This is a genomic window from Pseudomonas sp. S1_E05 (assembly GCF_056337105.1).
This window is the reverse complement of sequence record NZ_JBFRHM010000001.1, coordinates 3,539,330-3,558,017: the sequence shown is the minus strand read 5'-3', so window position 1 is coordinate 3,558,017 and position 18,688 is coordinate 3,539,330. Positions and strand designations below refer to the sequence as shown.

Below are 18,688 nucleotides of genomic sequence, written 5' to 3'. Positions count from 1 at the left end.
CACTCTTCGATAAAACTCTTTATCAGGTTGAACATGATGAAACGCTGGTTGGCAATCCTTGGCTTTACCCTTTTACCGCACGTCGTCCTGGCAGGGCCTCAGATAAATGTCGGCGTGGTGTTCGATTACCTGGATGGCGATAAAAGTACCTACCTGAAACGGTTATTCAACAGCGGGGACAGCACGGCATTCGTGCGCGTCAACATTCTCGAAATTTTCTACAACGAGGATGGCACCTCTCGGGAAGTTCCGTTGACCAACCAGGCGGGTGCCGTCGCTCGCGACGGTCTGATGGCCAGCCCCGCACGATTGATCGTGCCAGCCAATGGCATGCAGGGCACGCGTTTGCTGTACATCGGCGAGCGGGATAAAGAACGTTATTTTCGTGTGCGCTTCGTACCGGTCGTTCCCGAAAAGGAAGATGAGTTCGCGGTGTCTGCCGAAGAGCGCGAGCAATACAGGAAAGGGTTGTCGGCGGGGATCAACGTGTTGGCGGGATACGGGACGATATTTTTCGTTCGACCTTCCAATACACGATTTGACAGTGTGATCACGGATGCGCCTGGCAACTACGCGATTCGCAATGATGGCAACTCGGTCGTGATCATCGACGAATTCAAGGATTGCGCTTCGAAAAGCGAAAGCGACTGCCAACCCACTACCAAACATCACATTCTGGCGGGTCGAACGTTCCAGTTCGACAAGCAGGCCGGCCGTGAGTATCGGTTCACTCTCATTGAAGGGACCGTGTCGAAAAAGCTTGAAGTCAAGGGCCAGGTCAACCGCGAGTGAACAACATGATCAAAGCGATTAAAGCGGTGACGGCCTTGATGGTGCTGACGCTGGCCAGTACCAGTGCGTTTGCCATCAGATTCAGCGAGAGCTTCTACGTCTCGGTCACCTTGCCGACGTCCGCGTTTCACGTGATACCCGCCGACCCTGACTGGATTCACCTGGAGCAACGGCTGCACTGGAACCCGATGACTTCCAGCCTCAGCGTCCTGCGCAAACAGTTTGATGTGAAGAACGAAAACGGTGCGATTTCCGCGCGGCTGTCTTTTGAGCCGTATTTGAGTAACGGCCGGGACCGTGACGACATCGCACTGAATGTCACCTTCAACGACAAGCGACTCACCCTGGACGCGCAGGAAGTCATTACCGAGGCCGATGGTCGTGCCGGCAAACGGGCAGCCCTGGAAATCGCGGCTGCAAAACCCCCGGCGGGTTATCAGCCCGGCAATTACTACGGCAGCGTTCACCTGCTGTTTGAAGCCATCGTCCCTTGATCATTGGGAAAATCGGGTCGCATTGGCGGCTGAATGGAACCTGCATGAACCAGTTCAATAGATGTAAACCATGGATCCACCCCTTCATCAGCGCTTGGCTGCTGGTGTTTTCCGCCAGTGTCAGTGCAATGTCACAGGACATAACCGCCAGGTTCATCCCGGATCCGGCCAACCCCATGAGCAATGAATTCGTTAATACCACGCCCCAGAGTGGTGTATGTGAGTGGCATGGTCCTGCGATCCCTCGGTGCAAGGCCGAAGGCATTTTCTCCATTCGAGTCAATGATTTTTTCGCCGAGAGCAATGGAACGATTCGCGCAAATCATGCAAACCCTCGGGAAGGGGCGATGTGGAAAGTGCCCTCGGAGTGGCGCGACCTGCAGGTTACCCATCGCGAGACCGGCGAAGTCGAGACGGTTCAAGTCCGCATTGCCGGCATCGGCCATCGCTGGAACCTCAATCGCCCCCCTGGGGTAGGCGCCTGGCAGTTGCCAGATGTTCCCTGGTCTCATCAGTGGCAAGCTGCGCCGAGTCCTTGCAAGGGCATCAACTATCTGGCGGCGGCGACAAGCTTCGCCTTGTTCTTCTGGATCGTTCCCGAAAACGCGGGGGTCTGCCATCGGACACCCGGCCTGGACATTCCCAAGCTCTGGTACAGCTCCCTGGAATACGCCTACGCGATCAAGACGCCCAAACCGCTGACCATGTCTACGGGACAGTACACGGGGAGCATCACCTACAGCATGGGACCGATGGGGGACTTTGATTTTGGTGATGTGATGATTCCCAGGGACAAAGAGTTCATCTTCAACTTCATCCTCGATGTGCAGCACTCGCTCGACATCAAGATTCCACCTGGCGGTCATCGGGTGGAACTGGTCCCTCAAGGTGGCTGGCAAGGGTGGTTGAACCAGGGGCGCAAGCCAGTGCGACTGTTTCGTGACCAGACGTTCAATATTTCGTCTTCCAGCCGATTCAAGATGCACCTGGAATGTGGATACTCCACGGGCGGCAAAACCTGTGCCTTGTTGGAGCCCAACTCCGGCCACGCCGTGCCGCTGAATGTCAGTGTCTCCTTGCCTAACGGGCTGGTGGATGCCACGCAGCAGCCGGTCAATCGCCGGCCTCTATTGGTCGATGGCAGTGGCACGCCGCTCATCCAACCGACTTTTTACGTTGATCGAAAGCCGGGCACCTTGCACTTCGAAATCGTCAGGGAGCAAGTCGAGCAAATGCTCACCGGCGAAGAAAAAACCTACTCCGGCAACGTCACCGTCGTCTGGGATTCTGAAGTGTAAGGTTCATCGTTGTGAGACCTGCAACGGGAGGCATTGCGTATGGGCACCCGGCTGCAGGTAAGCGTTAAGGATCGGCGCCATGCCCTTGAGTACCTGGACCGGCAGCGCAGAAGTGAATTTGTAGGTTTCGGCGCTGCGCCCGGGTACGAAAGCCGTCAATGTGCCGAAATGGCTATCTCCAATGTAGAACACGAACGTTGCGGTGCGGTTGACCGACTTCGAACTGATGATCCGCCCCCCTGAACCAAATGATTCGATGCGGTTATCCCCGGTCCCGGTTTTTCCGCCCATGGCCAGGGATTTGCCGTCTGGCGTCATGAAGGTGCCAGCCACCCTTTTCGCCGTGCCCGCATCCACCACCTGGGACAACGCCTCGCGCATCGCGGTGGCGACCTCCGATGGCATCACCCGCTTGCCGACGTCCGGGTCATTGATCAGTTTGGTTTCATAGGGCGTGTTCGCTGCAAAGTGCAGGCTATCGATACGTAGCGTCGGCATGCGTACGCCGTCGTTGAGGATCGTACCGATCAGCTCGGCCAGCGCCGCCGGACGGTCGCCGGAACTGCCGATGGCGGTCGCCAGTGACGGCACCAGGTGATCGAACGGATACCCGACTTTCTGCCAGCGCTGGTGAATGTCCAGGAACGCTTCGATTTCCAGCATGGTACGGATTCGATTGTCCCGGGCGCCCTTGTGCCGGCTCTTGAACAGCCAACTGTAGACTTCCTGACGTTCGAACTGGCTCGCCTTGACGATCTCGCTCCATTTCGCGTCCGGGTGGTTGAGCAGGTAACCCATCAGCCACAGGTCCAGCGGGTGCACCTTGGCGATGAAACCCTGGTCCGGCAGGTCGTAAATGCCGGGGCTGTAGTTTTCGTACAGACGTTGCAGACGATCGTCGGTGAGTTTTTCGGTGAGCTTGGTGCCGCTGAGGTGCGAGCGTACGAAGTTGTTGAAGCTTTCCTGGCTGGCTTGCGGCAACAGATAGCGATGCACCGCCGCCATGCGGATAGGGGTCGGCCGCATGCCATCAAGGAAGGTTTCCAGGCGTTCCTGGGTGTCCTTGTTCTTGTACTTTTTCCAGAACCGCAGCAGGAACGAGGTGCCTTCGCGGTCGGCGAAGGAGGCCAGGTATTCCTGGCGTCTTGGGTCGCGGTCATCCTTTAACAGCTCGGCGCTGCTGCTGGGTCCAGAGTAAGTGGTGTAACGCACCAGGTCGCGCATCAGGCGAATGAACGGCAGGTTGATCGATTCACGCAGGGCATCGCGCAGGGTCGGGTTGCGTCCGTTGTCCTCCTTGCGAAAGTTGTTGAACACGTGAAGCCCGCCACCGGTGAAAAAGGCTTCGCCGGGGCTGGCGGAGTATTTACGATCCAGTGCGGCACCGAGCATCGCCGGCAGGTTGCGGTCCTTGTTCTGGATCAGGTAGTCGACGGCCCAGCGGCTCAGGCGATCCTGTTCCGGAACTTCGAGTTTCTTCAGGTCCGCAACGCTCATCTGGGCGTATTTGTCATGCAGCTCGGCGATGATTTGCAGGTAGGTGGTGAGCACGCGCATTTTGGCGGTGGAGCCCAGCTCCAGCTTGCTGCCTTCGTTGATGTCGAAGGGCTGGTCTGTACTGTCGGTCTGGATCCGCACTCGCGAGCCATCCGGGGTCAGCTCGAACAGGGTAAAGCTGTAGCGCACTTGCGTGGTGCTGGTGGGGGTGAGGAGGCGTTCGCCCATCAGGCCGATTTGCGTCGCGAATTCAGGGTCCGAGAGGTGCTTGAGGTACTCGGTGGTCTGCGCCTGCAAGTCGCCCTGCAAGGTACTGGTGGCCGAGAGGTCGAGACGATCGAGGTCGTACAGCGGGCGATTGAGGAGCCCGCCCAGGCGGCTGCGCGCGACGCTGATGCCTTTGTTGGTTTCGATGGGTTGAATGGTCGGCTGGGTCTGCCAATCGCGGTAAGTCACCTTGCTGGCCAATGCGGCCGCTGCGAACTGCGCATCGATCACGTTGTTCTGCGCCAGCAGGCGAATATGGCTGTCGGTCAGGCTGGCCAGTTCATCCCGGCCTTTGGTCAGGTAATGGGAAGGGCGACGCTGGGCGATCATCAAGGACAGCATTTCGCGCAGGGCCAGGCCTTTCTCCGCCATGGTCTTCGGATCCGTGTCAGCGCTGGCCAGCCGTGCGTTGGCCTCATTGAAGTCAGCGCCATACCAGACGCGCAACCCTTCGGCCATGCCGTGTACCTCGCCGTGGCCTGGTACGGCGGACAGCGGCACGCTATTGAGGTAATCGCGGACCACGTTTTTGCGCGCCTCAAGCGTGTTGGGCCCAGCCTGGTAAGCGCGAACACTGGCGGAAATCATCTGTCGGATTTTTCCCCGCCCGACACCGTCAGCCCGTCGGGCGAATGACGGTATTTTTCCAGTTGAGTGGCCAGCGTGCTACCGCCGGCGGACTGCCCGGGCATATGCAGCATTTTCGCCACCTGCGACCAAGCGGCCATGCCGAATCGCGGCCAATCGACGGCGGGGTTGGCCCTGGGCAGATCAGGGTCGAGCAGGAAGCGGTTTTCGATGAACAACAGGCTGTTAACCACCACGGGCGGAATGGCGTCGAAGCTTGCATAGAGTTGTTGTGGGTACTTGTACTGGAACAGGGGGGTTGCCCGGCAATCGGTGATCAACAACCCAGCCTGGATTTTCTCGGGGTAAGGCACGAAAAAGCCTTTGTCGCTGTAATCCATCAAGGCCTGGGAAAACCGGGTCTGGGCAGAAATGACGTAATCGCGCTTGATCAGTCGTGGCAGGAACTCACCCAGCGAGCTGTAGCCCAGGCGCAGGTCGAAAGGCCCGGCGCCTGGGTAGCGGATGGCGTCGGTGGGGCCCGGTTGCAGTTCATAAGTCAGGGTTGCGGCGAGTTTGCTGGCTTCACGGGATTGAAACTTCGACGTGCGCATTTCCCTGATGGCCGCCAGCCCTAGCGCAATCAGGATAATCAGCAGCAGTAAGAAAAACGCCTTCCATCCATGTCGGGTACGACTGCGACGGGGTTTTTCAGGCAAAGGCGCTTCATCCACACGTTCGGTCGGAACCACATTTTTACTCGAATCGGTTTGCCACAACGCGCCCATAGTCGATTGATCCATTCACGCAGATTGATCGGACTTGTCTGAAGCTTAGTCGGTGGTTGGCGATGGTGAAAAAATTGTGGGGACGGGAGATGTTGCTGAAGCTTGTGGGAGCGAAGGTTCTACGCCTCGCTCCCACAGGCTATTGCGGTAATTGTCAGGTGTACTTGCGCTTGTCCGGTGCCGGTGGGAAGTACTGATACAACCAGGTCTCGCTCAGCGTCCGCTCGTTGGTGCGGATGAACAGGCGCAGCTCAACCGGGTCGACGCTGTCATTGGTCGGGTACCAGTCGAACAGAATCCGGTAACCCTTGATGTCGTCGAGCACCAGCACGCTGAAATCCTTGACCTCGCCGTTGGAGCAGGTGACGACCGGCTCGATCCCGGTGCCGTCCGGCAATCGTTCCAGCCCGCCACCGGTGAAGTCCACGGCAAACCGGCGTGCCCAGACCGGCGGGTAATGCTCGCCCGGTGCCCAGCCCTCGGTGAAACCGCCCATGCCTGAACGGGTCGCGTGCACCCGCGCCAACGGTGTGCCGACAGGCGGGAGCGCGCTCCAGTACAGTTTGTAGCCGTAATTGAGCGAATCACCGGCCGCCACCGGTTTTTTCGGGGTCCAGAAGGCGACGATGTTGTCCATGGTCTCGCCAGTGGTAGGGATCTCCAACAAGTCGATCGAGCCTTCGCCCCAGGCGGTTGTGGGTTCTACCCACAGGCTCGGGCGCCGGCTGTACCAGTCCACCGTGTCCTGATAGCTGGCGAACTCGTGATCGGTTTGTACCAGGCCGAAACCTTTCGGGTCTGTGTCGGAGAAGGCGTTGAACTGCAGGGTCGCCGGGTTGTTGAGCGGGCGGCAGATCCATTCGCCGTTGCCGCGCCACATCGCCAAGCGATCGGAGTCATGGATCTGCGGGTGAATGGTGTCGCACATGCGCCGCTCATGGGTTCCGCAGCTGAACATGCTGGTCATCGGCGCGATACCCAGTTGATCGATGGCGGTACGGGCGTTGATGTGGGCGTCAATTTCCATCACCACGCGCTCGGCCTGGCAGTCGATATCAAAACGATAGGCACCTGTCGCGCTGGGCGAGTCGAGCAGGGCATAGACCACGAACCGCGTGCTATTGGCGTCGGGGGTCTCGAACCAGAACTTGGTGAAGTCGGGAAACTCTTCGCGCTTTTTGGCGTAGGTATCGACCGCCAGCCCGCGCGCCGACAAGCCGTATTGGCCAGTGGCGTCTACCGCGCGGAAATAACTGGCGCCGAGGAACGACACGACATCATGCCGGTCCAGCTCCGGCGCCTTGAACAGCTTGAAGCCGGAAAACCCCAGGTCACCCTTGAGCTGCTGGGTGTCAACCGAAGTGTTTTCATAGTTGAACAGCGAAGGGCGGAAATGCACCTCTCGCGCCTGTCGCGACTTGGGGTCGACGCTGTACATGCGCACCGGCTGCTTGAACCCCATGCCCACGTGGAAAAACTGCACATCCAGCTGACCTTTGAGGTCTTTCCACAGGGAATGATTGGCGTCGTAGCGAATGGCGTTGAAGTTTTGCGGCGTCATGGTTGCCAGGGTCGGTGGCAGCACCTGCTTGGTGTCCTGATACCCCTTGCCAGCCAATTGCTTGGCCTGGGCTTTGAGCCAGTCGAAATCAAAGGTTTGAGCCTCGCCATCTGCCGTGGCATTACTCGCCCAGGCCCGGGCGGCGATTAGGCCAGAGGCAGACAGACCGGTGTAGGCAGCGATGGCCATGGACGCTTTGAGCAAATTCCTGCGGTGCATAAATACAACCTGTCGTGAGCAATCCCGTGCCGTTCCTGGCGCGTATTGGATCAAAAATGGGGTTCGGACATGCCTTCGGCCAAACGCAGCGGACTTAGAACAGATGCCAAATAGCTTAAACGGTTCGCTGGAAGAGCAAAATTGCTTGATGTCAGAGCGATGGCCCTGCAATGAAACAAGACATTTCCGGGTAACGTTTCCCACAGAGACTTCTGAATTACAGGGCATTTCTGCTTTTTTCGACTAATTACTCTAAAAACCACTTTTCAGCGCCCGGATAGTTTCTATTCTATGGACATGACCGGTTTCTGCCCTCAGGCCGGTGGGATTCAGTTGGCACAAGGAGGCGGCTGAAAAAGGGAAGGGCGATGCGGTAAGTGCAGTTTTCTTTGACGTTAAGAGAAGGACATCGTCCATGTCGAAAGTACAAGGCATCACCGAAATCTTGGGAATCTTCCCTTGCCTGGGTATCGGGCGGCGAAGGCGTCGTCTCAATTCCGAGGAATTGAAACTGGTGGAGCGCTATCGCGAGCTGTCGGAGACCGACCGGATTGCCATGCGGTATCTGGTGGATGCGATGAGGAGTGTTTCGCGGTTTTGAGCAGGTGAAGCGACAACGGGGCTGACCGTGAGGTCGGCCCCTTTTTGTTTTGGGAATTTATCGATGCTTAGCGACCCACCTTCCACGCATCTCCCGCTGGCGCGGTCCCGTGGTCATACGGCTTGCCAATCCACATGTACAGCAAGCCCAGGCCGATCACGATGGCGGTGCTCAGTACCATGGCGTAGTTGATGTACCACTCGGCGTCAGGGGTTCGCGGCCAGGCCATATTGACGATAGCGCCGATGCCATAGACCAGGGCGCCGATGTTGACGAGCCAGCCCCAGGCGCCGAGGGTGAATTTTCCGCTGGGTTTCCAGCCCTTCGCCCGTGCATAAAGGGCCGCAAGGACGATCATCTGGAACGCCAGGTAGATCCCGATGGCGGCGAAGCTGACGATGGTGGCGACAGCGTCCTGCAGGAAGAAACCGAGAATGATGATCAGTGCCGGCAGTACGCCGGAGACGAACAGCGCGGCCACGGGCACCTGGGTGTTGGGCGAGATTTTTTTCAGCACCCCGCTGCCGATGACCATTTCATCGCGGGCGTAGGAGTACAGCAGACGACTCGCCGCCGCTTGCAGGCTGATGACACAGGAGATGAAGGAAATCATCACCACGCCCATGACCATTTTCGAGCCGACCGGGCCGAAAGCGTTGCCAAGGATGGTGCCGACCGGGTCCTTGTCGGTGCCGTCGATCACCGCCCGCATGTCCGGCACGGCGAGGATCAGCGCCAGGCAGGCGAACATCGCGGCGATGCCGCCGATGTAGATGGTCATGCGCATGGCCACTGGGATCTTCTTGCTCGGGTTCGGGGTTTCCTCGGCGACATCACCGCAGGCTTCGAAACCGTAGTACAGGAACATCCCCGCCAGGGACGCGGTGAGGAATGCTGGCAGGTACGAGCCGTTGATGCTGATGTCGAAGGTGTTGAAGAGCACGCTGATCGGCTGATGGCGCTCGAAGATCAGCAGGTACACACCCACGATCACCGCGCCGATCAGTTCGCAGAGAAAACCGAACATGGCGATGCGCGCCAGTGTCTTGGTGCCGCTGAGATTGACCAGGGTGGCAAACAGTGTCAGCACCAAGGCAATGACGATGTTGGTGTTGTTGCTCGGCTCGAAGCCCATCATTGCAGCGAGGTAAGGGCCGGCGCCGACCGCTACGGCAGCGATGGTCACACACAGAGCGATGGAGTAAATCCAGCCGACCATCCACGCCCAGCGTTTGCCCACCAGACGCCGGGCCCACGGGTATACGCCGCCGGAAATCGGAAACTGCGAAACCACTTCACCGAAAATCAGACACACCAGCAACTGGCCGCAACCGACCAGCAGGTAGGCCCAGAACATCGGTGGCCCGCCGGCCGCCAGGCACAGGCCGAACAGGGTATAAACCCCAACGACCGGGGAGAGGTAGGTAAAGCCCAGGGCGAAGTTTTCCCATAGGCTCATGCTTCGGTTGAAGTTAGAGGTGTAACCCAGTTGGCGAAGTTGCTCGGCATCGCTGTCAGCAGCGCTCGAGAATTCAGGTTGTGCACTCATGGTGTGTTAGCTCCGCAAAATCGGCAGATTTCGGATGGCCGAACCCGTGTCGGGGCCCAAAGGGCGCCGCCAGGGTCAGTGGTTATTGTTTTTGTGGCTTTGAAGCCTGGTGGAGCCTAATGCCGGTTTCTGCCCTGAAACCGAGGTGAATTCATCGCGGGCAAGCCCGCTCCCACATGGGTACGGTGAACCTGGACTGCACCCTAAAAGTTGGACACCAATCCTGATCTTTGGAGGTGTCCCCATGGGGAAGTTTTCGCTTCAGTTCAAATTAGAGGCCGTCGAGTCCTATATCAATGGCCATGATGGCTTGCGCAAGGTCGCTCACCGTTTCTCAATCGACTGCAGCCTGCTGCGGCGATGGGTCGCCACCTACCGGGCTCGGGGCCATGCAGGCTTTCAGTCCAATCGCCGTCATTACAGCGCCGAATTCAAGCGATCAGTCGTCCAATGCATGCGAAAGGAGCAACTTTCACTTAGAGAGGTCGCCGCCCGTTTTGGACTTGGCCAATCTTCGCAGGTGGGCATTTGGGAGCGTCAGTACTACAGTGGCAGTCTTCCTGCCCTGATTGCGCCCAAGAGAAAAAAGGCTGTCGCCATGCCCCCGAAAACGCCTGCCCCTGATCAATCCCAGTCCACGGACGACAATTCGAAAACTCGAGAGCAACTCCAAGCCGAACTCGAACACCTGCGCATGGAGAACGCCTACCTAAAAAAGCTCGAAGAGGTCAGGGAGGTTTCGAGCACGAGCCCTCAACGCGGGAAAAAACGCTCACCGTAATGGCCTTGAGGGCACGATTTCCTCTGGATAGCTTGCTCAAGCTGGCCAACCTGGCCCGCAGCACGTTCTATTACCAGGTCAGCGCTCTGCAGAAACCCGACAAACACGCATCGTTGATAGCGAGAATCCAAGGACTCTACGACGAACACGAAGGGCGGTTCGGCTATCGCCGCATCGCGATGGCGCTTCAAAAAAAGAAGCAGTCAGCGAAAAACTGATTCAGCGCCTCATGGATCGCCTGGGTCTCAAGTCACTGGTACGCCCCAAAAAGTACCGTTCTTACAAAGGTCAGCGAGGGAAGATAGCGGAGAATTTGCTGGAGCGTAACTTCGTCGCGCAACGCCCAAACCAGAAGTGGGTAACTGATGTCACTGAATTCAAAGTTGACTCAAAAAAGCTCTACCTGTCGCCAGTAATGGATTTGTATAACGGTGAAATCATTGCCTACGAAACGTCCCTGCGCCCCTGTTTCGCGCTGGTGACAGGCATGCTGGATAAGGCTTTTGGGGGCTTAGGGGACTCAGCTCATCTGCTGCTTCACTCCGACCAGGGCTGGCAGTATCAACAACCTCGCTATCAGAACGCGCTGAAGAGTCGAGGCATAAAACAGAGCATGTCGCGCAAGGGTAACTGCCTCGACAATGCGGCGATGGAGAGCTTCTTCGGCACCCTTAAATCCGAGTTTTTTTACCTCAAGCATTTTGAAAGCTTGGAGGAGTTGAATTCGGGACTGGACGAGTACATCCGTTACTACAATCATGACCGGATTAAATCGAAGCTCGGAGGATTGAGCCCTGTGGAATACAGGACTCAGTCCGTGGGCATGTGGCAATAGACCGTCCAACATTTTGGGGTCAGTCCAACCTGTGGGAGCGGGCTTGCCCGCGATGCTTTTGTACTTAATGCTTGAACATCACATGCCGAACCACGGTGTAGTCCTCCAGCCCATACATCGACATGTCCTTCCCGTACCCGGACAGTTTCTGACCGCCATGGGGCATTTCGCTGACCAGCATGAAGTGGGTGTTCACCCAGGTGCAGCCGTATTGCAAGCGCGAAGACAGGCGATGGGCGCGACCGACGTCGGCGGTCCACACCGAGGAAGCGAGGCCGTAATCGGAGTCGTTGGCCCAGGCCAGCACCTGCGCTTCATCGGTGAACTTGGTCACCGACACCACCGGCCCGAACACCTCGCGACGGACGATCTCGTCGTCCTGCTGCGCATCGGCCAATACCGTTGGCTCGAAAAAGAAGCCATTGCCTTCCACCGCTTTACCACCCGTGATCAGGCGAATGTGCGACTGTGCCACGGCGCGCTCGACAAACCCGGTCACCCGGTCGCGATGTTGTGCGGTGATCAGCGGCCCGAGTTCGGTCGCGGGATCATCCTGTAAACCGTATTTGATGCTGCTGACCGCCGCCCCGAGTTTCTCGACGAATTTCTCGTAGATGCCAGCCTGCGCGTAGATACGGCACGCGGCAGTGCAGTCCTGGCCGGCGTTGTAGAAACCGAAGGTGCGGATGCCTTCCACGGCGGCGTCGATGTCGGCGTCATCGAAGATGATCACCGGCGCCTTGCCGCCCAGTTCCATGTGCATGCGTTTGACACTGTCAGCGGTGCTGGAAATGATGTTCGAACCCGTGGCAATCGAGCCGGTCAGCGACACCATGCGCACTTTGGGGTGAGTGACCAATGGGCTGCCGACCGTTGGCCCACGACCAAACACCAGGTTAAGCACGCCAGCCGGGAAGATCTCCGACGCCAGTTGCGCCAGGCGCAGGGCGGTCAGCGGGGTTTGTTCCGACGGCTTGAGCACCACGGTATTACCGGCGGCGAGGGCCAGGGCGATCTTCCACGCGACCATCATCAGTGGGTAGTTCCACGGTGCGATGGAGGCGATCACGCCCACCGGATCACGGCGGATCATTGAGGTGTGTCCAGGCAGGTATTCACCGCCAGCCGAACCGCTCATGCAGCGGCTGGCGCCAGCGAAAAAGCGGAACACATCGGCAATCGCCGGGATCTCATCGTTCAACGCGGCGCTGTAGGGCTTGCCGCAGTTGTCCGATTCCAGCTTGGCCAGCTCTTCGCCGTGAGCTTCGATCGCATCGGCGAGTTTGAGCAACAGCAGCGAACGGTCCTTCGGCGGCGTTTGCGACCAGCTGTCGAACGCCGCATCGGCGGCCCGCACGGCGGCATCGACCTGGGCTTCGCTGGCTTCATTGATCTCCACCAGCACGCGGCCCAGCGCCGGGTTGAACACCGGTTGAGCGGGGCCTTCGCCGTCGAGCAGTTGGCCGTTGATCAGGAGTTGGGTTTGCATGGCATTGTCCTCTTCACAATTTTTGTTTTTCCTGAAGAAACATGGCTCCCACAGTAGATCCAGTTCCTCCAGTTGGAATCGAGTTACTTCCCACCACTCCCCGCCACGCTCTCACCCCCACGAGTCAGGTAGTAGGCGCCGAGAATCGGCAGCATGGTCGCGATCATGACCAGCATCGCCACGACGTTGGTCACCGGCACATCCCGAGGGCGGCTGAGCTGGTTGAGCAGCCACAGCGGCAGGGTGCGTTCATGACCGGCGGTGAAGGTGGTGACGATGATTTCGTCGAAGGACAGTGCGAACGCCAACATGCCGCCCGCCAACAATGCCGAACCGAGATTGGGCAGGATGATGTAGCGGAAGGTCTGCCAGCCATCGGCACCGAGGTCCATCGACGCCTCGATCAGGCTGTGGGAAGTACGACGCAGCCGGGCGATGACGTTGTTGTAGACGATCACCACGCAGAAGGTCGCGTGGCCGACGATGATGGTGAACATGCCGGGCTCGATTCCCAGCGACTTGAAGGTCGCCAGCAACGCGATCCCGGTGATGATCCCTGGCAAGGCAATGGGCAGGATCAGCATCAGGGAGATGCCCTGTTTACCGAAGAAGTCCCGACGGTATAGCGCCGCCGATGCGAGTGTGCCGAGCACCATGGCAATCAAGGTGGCGATGGCGGCGATCTGCAGTGACAGCTTTATCGCTTCCAATACATCGGGACGCGAAAACGCGATGCTGAACCACTTCAGGGTGAAGCCCTTGGGCGGAAAACTGAACGCGGCGTCCTCGGTGTTGAAGGCGTAGAGGAAGATGATCAGGATCGGGAAATGCAGGAACACCAGCCCGCCCCAGGCTGCGATTTTCAGGCCGATAGACGCTTTCTCAGAGTGCATCGAAGGCCCCCAGTCGTTTGACGATGGTCAGGTAGATGGCGATCAGCACAATCGGCACCAGGGTAAAGGCGGCGGCCATTGGCATGTTGCCGATCGCACCTTGCTGGGCGTACACCATGCTGCCGACGAAGTAGCCGGGCGGGCCCACCAGTTGAGGCACAATGAAATCGCCCAGGGTCAGGGAAAAGGTGAAGATCGAACCGGCTGCGATGCCCGGCACCGACAGCGGCAGGATCACCTGCATGAAGGTCTGGCGCGGCTTGGCGCCGAGGTCGGCGGAGGCTTGCAGCAGCGACGGCGGCAGACGTTCCAGCGATGCCTGGATCGGCAGGATCATGAACGGCAGCCAGATGTAGACGAACACCATGAAGCGCCCCAGGTGCGAGGTGGACAAGGTGCTGCCGCCCACGCCGGGAATGCCCAGCACGAACTGCAACAGCGGCTCCAGGCCCAGGTGTTGCACGAACCATTGCGCCACGCCGCCCTTGGCCAGCAGCAAGGTCCAGGCATAAGCCTTGACGATGTAGCTGGCCCACATCGGCAACATCACTGCGATGTAGAAAAACGCCTTGGTCTTGCCGGTGGTGTAGCGCGCCATGTAATAAGCAATGGGGAATGCGACGATGGCGCTGGCGATCGACACGACGATGGCCATGCTCAGGGTGCGCAGGATGATGTCGAAATTCGACGGCTGGAACAGTGCTGCCAGATTCGCCAGGGTCAGGTCCGGGGTGACCGCCATGGTGAAGTCATCGAAGGTGTAGAAACCTTGCCACAACAACACCAGCAGCGAGCCCAGGTAGATCGCGCCGAACCACAACAGCGGCGGCACCAGCAGCAGCGACAGGTAGAAATTCGGCCGCCGATACAGCAGGTTGGAGAACCTGCGCAGCGGCGAGCCACTGCCCGGAGTTTGAGTGATTGCCACGCTGTTCATCTCACACCCCGCCCGCGGTGTCGTGCAACGGGATCATCGCTTCACGGGCCCAGCGTGCGCTGATGCGTTGCCCGGTCTGGTGCTGGGCGCTGACGTCCAGCCACTGATTGTTCGCTTGGCTGATGTTGAGGGTCTGGCCGTTTTCCAGCTTCAATTCGTAGCGGGTGGCGCTGCCCTGGTACTGGATGTCGTGGAGCAAACCGCTGACTTCGATTTCATGGCTGGCCAGCGGGCCTTCGGCGAACCGCACGTGCTCGGGACGGATCGAAAACGGCTGTGGATTGCCGCTGAGTTGTGTGGCCAGGTCACCGCGAATCACGTTTGAGGTGCCGACGAATTCTGCGACGAAGGTGGTCGCCGGTTTCATGTAGAGGTTGCGCGGCGTGTCGACCTGCTCGATGCGACCCTTGTTGAACACAGCCACGCGGTCGGACATCGACAGCGCCTCTGTTTGATCGTGGGTAACGAAAATGAAGGTGATACCGAGCTGGCGTTGCAGCTTTTTGAGCTCACTCTGCATTTGCTCGCGCAGCTTCAGGTCGAGGGCACCCAGGGGTTCGTCGAGCAGCAGTACCCGAGGGCGATTGACCAGCGCGCGCGCCAGGGCCACACGCTGGCGTTGACCGCCAGAAAGCTGCACTGGTTTGCGCTGACCATAGCCACCCAAGGCAACCATCGCCAGGGCTTCTTCGGCGCGGCTGTTGCGTTCACTTTTGCCAACGCCCTTGACTTTCAAACCGTACGCCACATTGTCCAGCACGTTCATGTGCGGGAACAGCGCGTAGTCCTGAAAGACGGTATTGACGTCGCGTTCATAGGGGGGCAGTCCGGCGGCTTCCTCGCCGTGGATGCGGATGGAGCCGGCGCTGGGTTGTTCGAAACCGGCGATCAGGCGCAAACAGGTGGTTTTGCCCGAGCCGGAAGGGCCCAGCATGGAAAAGAACTCGCCGTCCTGGATGTCGATGGAAACCCGGTCTACGGCTTTCACTTCGCCGAACAGACGGGAAACGTTGGTGAATTGGACTGCAAGCGTCATGGTGCGGTGCTCCAAAAAAGCGGAGGCCGTTGCAACGGCCCTGCCTGGACTTCTGAAAAAACGGTCGTTCGACAATCAGCTTTTGCTTTTTGATAAGCGTCAATCACAGAAAGTCGTTTCGGGAGCGTAGCGAGCGGCGATCAGCCGTGTCCGGCCAGCGCGCAGCCCCCGGAGCGTACTTCAGTACGTGAGGAGGCGAGCACTGCCCGGGCGCGGCTGGTCGTCGCGCAGTAGCTACCGGAATGACTTTTAGCGGCCGCCCATGATTGCGATGTAGTCCTGGGTCCAGCGGCTGTACGGCACGAACTTGCCGCCTTCAGCCTGTGGGGTTTTCCAGAAGGCGATCTTGTCGAACTGGTCGAAGCCGTTGGTCTTGCAGCCCTCGGCGCCAAGCAGTTCGCTCTCCTTGCACGCCGCGGGCACCGCTGGCAGCGAGCCGAACCAGGCGGCTACGTCACCCTGCACTTTGGGTTGCAGCGACCAGTCCATCCACTTGTAGGCGCAGTTTGGATGCTTGGCATCGGTGTGCAGCATGGTGGTGTCGGCCCAACCGGTGGCGCCTTCTTTCGGGATGGTCGAGGCAATCGGCTGCTTCTCGTTGACCAGGCCATTGACCTGATACGGCCAGGCGCCGGAGGCGACCACGCCTTCGTTCTTGAAGTCACTCATTTGCACGGTGGTGTCGTGCCAGTATCGGTGGATCAGCGGCTGCTGGGCGCGCAACAGGTCGAGCACGGCCTTGTACTGCGCTTCGGTCAGTTCGTAGGGGTTCTGGATGCCCAGTTCCGGCTTGGCTGTCTTGAGGTAGAGCGCCGCGTCGGCGATGTAGATCGGACCGTCGTAGGCCTGCACACGGCCCTTGTTCGGTTTGCCGTCCGGCAGGTTCTCGGCGTTGAACAACACACCCCAGGTGTCAGGCGGGGACTTGAACACATTGGTGTTGTACATCAGCACATTCGGGCCCCACTGGTACGGGGTGCCGTAGGTCTGTTTGTTGACCACGTACCACGGTGCATCCTTGAGGCGTGGGTCGAGGTTCTTCCAGTTCGGGATCAGCGACGTGTTGATCGGCTGCACACGCTTGCCGACGATCAGGCGCAGCGAGGCATCGCCGGAGGCGGTCACCAGGTCGTAACCGCCCTTGGCCATCAGGCTGACCATTTCATCGGAGGTGGCGGCGGTTTTCACATTGACCTTGCAGCCGGTTTCCTTCTCGAAACCGGTTACCCAGTCGTAGGCCTTGTCGCTTTCGCCACGCTCGATGTAGCCCGGCCACGCCACGATGTCCAACTGGCCCTCGCCAGCACCAACGGCCTTCAATGGTTCGGCCGCCTGGACGCCGACACTGGCCAGCAAGGCGGTAGTGATTGCACTCAGCAGTGCGGTCTTGTGCATGAACATGGAATACCCCTGGTTTTTTTAGATTGTTGTTAAGAGTAGCTGTCAGCTTCGAGCCGCAAGCTGCAAGACACAGCGGTCCGCTTTTCAACTTGACGCTTATAGCTTGTAGCTCAAAGCTCCCGTCCATGGCGGGCCATGATGTGCCGCACCACGCTGTAGTCCTGGAGCGAATCGCTGGACAGGTCTTTGCCGTAGCCCGAGCGTTTCAGGCCGCCATGGGGCATCTCGCTGACCAGCATGAAATGGCTGTTGATCCAGGTGCAGCCGTATTGCAACCGGGCCGCGACCTGCATCGCCTTGTCCAGGTTCTGGGTCCAGATCGATGACGCCAGGCCGTATTCGGAATCGTTGGCCCAGTCCACCGCTTGTTCCAGCCCTTCGAAACGGGTGACGGTCACCACCGGCCCGAACACCTCGCGCTGGACGATTTCATCGTTCTGTTTGCAACCGGCCAGCAAGGTCGGCTGATAGTAGAAGCCGGCGCCGGAATGCACGGCGGCACCGGTGACACGCTCGATGTGCGGCTGGCCCAGAGCGCGTTCAACGAAACTGGCCACGCGGTCACGTTGGCGCGTGCTGATCAGTGGACCGATTTCGTTGTCGGCGTCGCGTTTGCCGGCAAAGCGCAGGCTGCTGACCGCCGCGCCGAGTTCGGCCACCAGCCGGTCGTGAATACCGGCCTGCGCATAAATGCGGCACGCGGCTGTGCAGTCCTGGCCGGCATTGTAGTAACCGTAGCTGCGTACACCCTCGACCACCGCTTGAATGTCGGCATCGTTGCACACGATCACCGGCGCCTTGCCGCCAAGTTCCAGGTGCGTGCGCTTGAGGGTTTTCGCGGCGGCCTGGAGGATTTTCTGTCCGGTGACGATATCGCCGGTCAGCGACACCATGCGTATTTTTCCGTGACTCACCAGATGGCTGCCGACTCCGTCGCCGCCACCGCATATGATGTTGATCACGCCAGGCGGCAGAATCTCCGCCAGCGCAGGCGCCAGAGCCAGAATTGACAGTGGCGTATGCTCGGACGGCTTGAACACCAGCGTGTTACCGGCGGCCAGGGCCGGGGCGATTTTCCACGCGGCCATCATGATCGGGTAGTTCCACGGCGCAATGGACGCAACGACACCGATGGGATCGCGACGCACCATGCTGGTGTAGCCGGGCAGGTATTCACCGCTGAGCTGCCCGGTCTGGCAGCGCACGGCACCGGCGAAAAAACGGAATACGTCGACGGTGGCGGTCAGGTCGTCCTGACGGGCCAGGTGCAATGGCTTGCCACAATTGAGCGACTCGAGACGGGCGAGCAGGTCAGCCTGTTTTTCCACGGCGTTGGCGATGTCCAGCAGCAGGTTGGCGCGTTGCTGCGGCGTGGTCCGTGACCAACTGGCAAAGGCACGATTCGCTGCCAGGATGGCGGCTTCGACTTGTTCGATACTGGCTTCGGCGATGTGGGTCAACACCTCGCCGGTGGCAGGGTTGAGGATGGGCTCGACAAAACCTTGTCCCGCGACCAATTCGCCATCGATCAACAACGCGGTGAACAACGGAGTCTGCGCGCCAGCCATCTTTCGGGTTCTCTTTTCTTGTGTGGCCATAGGACTCCCTGTGACTGGGGCCGGCCGTCTTTATAGATGAATCAAGACTAGTGCCCGGACCGGAGGTCGACAAATACTAAATACT

The 18,688-nt window shown here is 59.2% G+C and carries 12 protein-coding genes and 2 pseudogenes; 5 read left to right on the top strand and 9 right to left on the bottom strand.

Annotation, left to right across the window (positions count from 1 at the left end; all coding sequences use genetic code 11):
• The first annotated feature begins 36 nt into the window (after window positions 1-36).
• The 3 genes from AB4N33_RS16505 (at window position 37) to AB4N33_RS16495 (ending at window position 2,584) form a co-directional block, all read left to right on the top strand.
• A complete protein-coding gene (locus AB4N33_RS16505; protein WP_476457771.1) occupies window positions 37-792 on the top strand; it encodes a molecular chaperone in 756 nt (251 codons plus the stop codon).
• Between the two features lie 5 nt (window positions 793-797).
• Window positions 798-1,286, top strand: coding sequence for a CS1 type fimbrial major subunit (locus AB4N33_RS16500; RefSeq protein WP_476457770.1), 489 nt, complete (start codon window positions 798-800; stop codon window positions 1,284-1,286).
• 347 nt (window positions 1,287-1,633) lie between these two features.
• Window positions 1,634-2,584 carry a hypothetical protein gene (locus AB4N33_RS16495; RefSeq protein WP_460140162.1) on the top strand — a complete coding sequence of 317 codons (951 nt, stop codon included), beginning with the start codon at window positions 1,634-1,636 and terminating at the stop codon, window positions 2,582-2,584.
• 3 nt (window positions 2,585-2,587) lie between these two features.
• Here AB4N33_RS16495 and AB4N33_RS16490 read toward each other — a convergent pair.
• Window positions 2,588-5,703, bottom strand: a pseudogene (locus AB4N33_RS16490) (transglycosylase domain-containing protein).
• 154 nt (window positions 5,704-5,857) lie between these two features.
• Window positions 5,858-7,483 (bottom strand): glucan biosynthesis protein D, encoded by a 1,626-nt coding sequence (locus AB4N33_RS16485; protein ID WP_476457769.1) that lies wholly within the window; start codon window positions 7,481-7,483, stop codon window positions 5,858-5,860.
• Between the two features lie 415 nt (window positions 7,484-7,898).
• Between AB4N33_RS16485 and AB4N33_RS16480 the strand changes: the two genes are divergently transcribed.
• Entirely contained in the window at window positions 7,899-8,084 is a 186-nt protein-coding gene (locus AB4N33_RS16480; RefSeq protein ID WP_460117670.1) for a hypothetical protein, read from the top strand.
• 67 nt (window positions 8,085-8,151) lie between these two features.
• Here the strand turns inward: AB4N33_RS16480 and AB4N33_RS16475 are convergent, their stop codons facing one another.
• Window positions 8,152-9,633 carry an APC family permease gene (locus AB4N33_RS16475; protein WP_460117668.1) on the bottom strand — a complete coding sequence of 494 codons (1,482 nt, stop codon included), beginning with the start codon at window positions 9,631-9,633 and terminating at the stop codon, window positions 8,152-8,154.
• Window positions 9,634-9,877: 244 nt separating this feature from the next.
• Between AB4N33_RS16475 and AB4N33_RS16470 the strand changes: the two are divergent.
• A pseudogene (locus AB4N33_RS16470) lies at window positions 9,878-11,249 on the top strand (IS3 family transposase).
• A 64-nt stretch (window positions 11,250-11,313) separates the two neighbouring features.
• Here the strand turns inward: AB4N33_RS16470 and AB4N33_RS16465 are convergent.
• The 6 genes from AB4N33_RS16465 to AB4N33_RS16440 form a co-directional block, all read right to left on the bottom strand.
• Entirely contained in the window at window positions 11,314-12,738 is a 1,425-nt protein-coding gene (locus AB4N33_RS16465) for a gamma-aminobutyraldehyde dehydrogenase (protein ID WP_476457768.1), read from the bottom strand.
• Between the two features lie 83 nt (window positions 12,739-12,821).
• Entirely contained in the window at window positions 12,822-13,631 is an 810-nt protein-coding gene (locus tag AB4N33_RS16460; RefSeq protein ID WP_460140159.1) for an ABC transporter permease, read from the bottom strand.
• The gene (locus AB4N33_RS16455) at window positions 13,621-14,568 is read right to left on the bottom strand and encodes an ABC transporter permease (protein WP_460117663.1); all 948 of its coding nucleotides are present in this window, start codon (window positions 14,566-14,568) and stop codon (window positions 13,621-13,623) included. The genes AB4N33_RS16460 and AB4N33_RS16455 overlap by 11 nt, the downstream gene beginning before the upstream one ends.
• A 1-nt stretch (window position 14,569) precedes the next feature.
• Complete coding sequence (locus AB4N33_RS16450; RefSeq protein WP_460117661.1) at window positions 14,570-15,604, bottom strand: ABC transporter ATP-binding protein; 1,035 nt, start codon at window positions 15,602-15,604, stop codon at window positions 14,570-14,572.
• Between the two features lie 249 nt (window positions 15,605-15,853).
• Window positions 15,854-17,005: a putative ABC transporter substrate-binding protein YdcS gene (gene ydcS / locus AB4N33_RS16445; RefSeq protein ID WP_460117660.1), complete on the bottom strand. Its 1,152-nt coding sequence runs from the start codon at window positions 17,003-17,005 to the stop codon at window positions 15,854-15,856.
• A gap of 110 nt (window positions 17,006-17,115) precedes the next feature.
• Window positions 17,116-18,603 (bottom strand): gamma-aminobutyraldehyde dehydrogenase, encoded by a 1,488-nt coding sequence (locus AB4N33_RS16440; protein ID WP_460140157.1) that lies wholly within the window; start codon window positions 18,601-18,603, stop codon window positions 17,116-17,118.
• Between the last annotated feature and the right edge of the window lie 85 nt (window positions 18,604-18,688).

What these genes read in the sequence shown, in the direction of transcription:
- AB4N33_RS16505 (WP_476457771.1), top strand. Translation starts at nt 37, where the DNA reads ATGAAACGCTGGTTGGCAATCCTTGGCTTTACCCTTTTACCGCACGTC.
- AB4N33_RS16500 (WP_476457770.1), top strand. Translation starts at nt 798, where the DNA reads ATGATCAAAGCGATTAAAGCGGTGACGGCCTTGATGGTGCTGACGCTG.
- AB4N33_RS16495 (WP_460140162.1), top strand. Translation starts at nt 1,634, where the DNA reads ATGTGGAAAGTGCCCTCGGAGTGGCGCGACCTGCAGGTTACCCATCGC.
- AB4N33_RS16485 (WP_476457769.1), bottom strand. Translation starts at nt 7,483, where the DNA reads ATGCACCGCAGGAATTTGCTCAAAGCGTCCATGGCCATCGCTGCCTAC.
- AB4N33_RS16480 (WP_460117670.1), top strand. Translation starts at nt 7,899, where the DNA reads ATGTCGAAAGTACAAGGCATCACCGAAATCTTGGGAATCTTCCCTTGC.
- AB4N33_RS16475 (WP_460117668.1), bottom strand. Translation starts at nt 9,633, where the DNA reads ATGAGTGCACAACCTGAATTCTCGAGCGCTGCTGACAGCGATGCCGAG.
- AB4N33_RS16465 (WP_476457768.1), bottom strand. Translation starts at nt 12,738, where the DNA reads ATGCAAACCCAACTCCTGATCAACGGCCAACTGCTCGACGGCGAAGGC.
- AB4N33_RS16460 (WP_460140159.1), bottom strand. Translation starts at nt 13,631, where the DNA reads ATGCACTCTGAGAAAGCGTCTATCGGCCTGAAAATCGCAGCCTGGGGC.
- AB4N33_RS16455 (WP_460117663.1), bottom strand. Translation starts at nt 14,568, where the DNA reads ATGAACAGCGTGGCAATCACTCAAACTCCGGGCAGTGGCTCGCCGCTG.
- AB4N33_RS16450 (WP_460117661.1), bottom strand. Translation starts at nt 15,604, where the DNA reads ATGACGCTTGCAGTCCAATTCACCAACGTTTCCCGTCTGTTCGGCGAA.
- ydcS (WP_460117660.1), bottom strand. Translation starts at nt 17,005, where the DNA reads ATGTTCATGCACAAGACCGCACTGCTGAGTGCAATCACTACCGCCTTG.
- AB4N33_RS16440 (WP_460140157.1), bottom strand. Translation starts at nt 18,603, where the DNA reads ATGGCCACACAAGAAAAGAGAACCCGAAAGATGGCTGGCGCGCAGACT.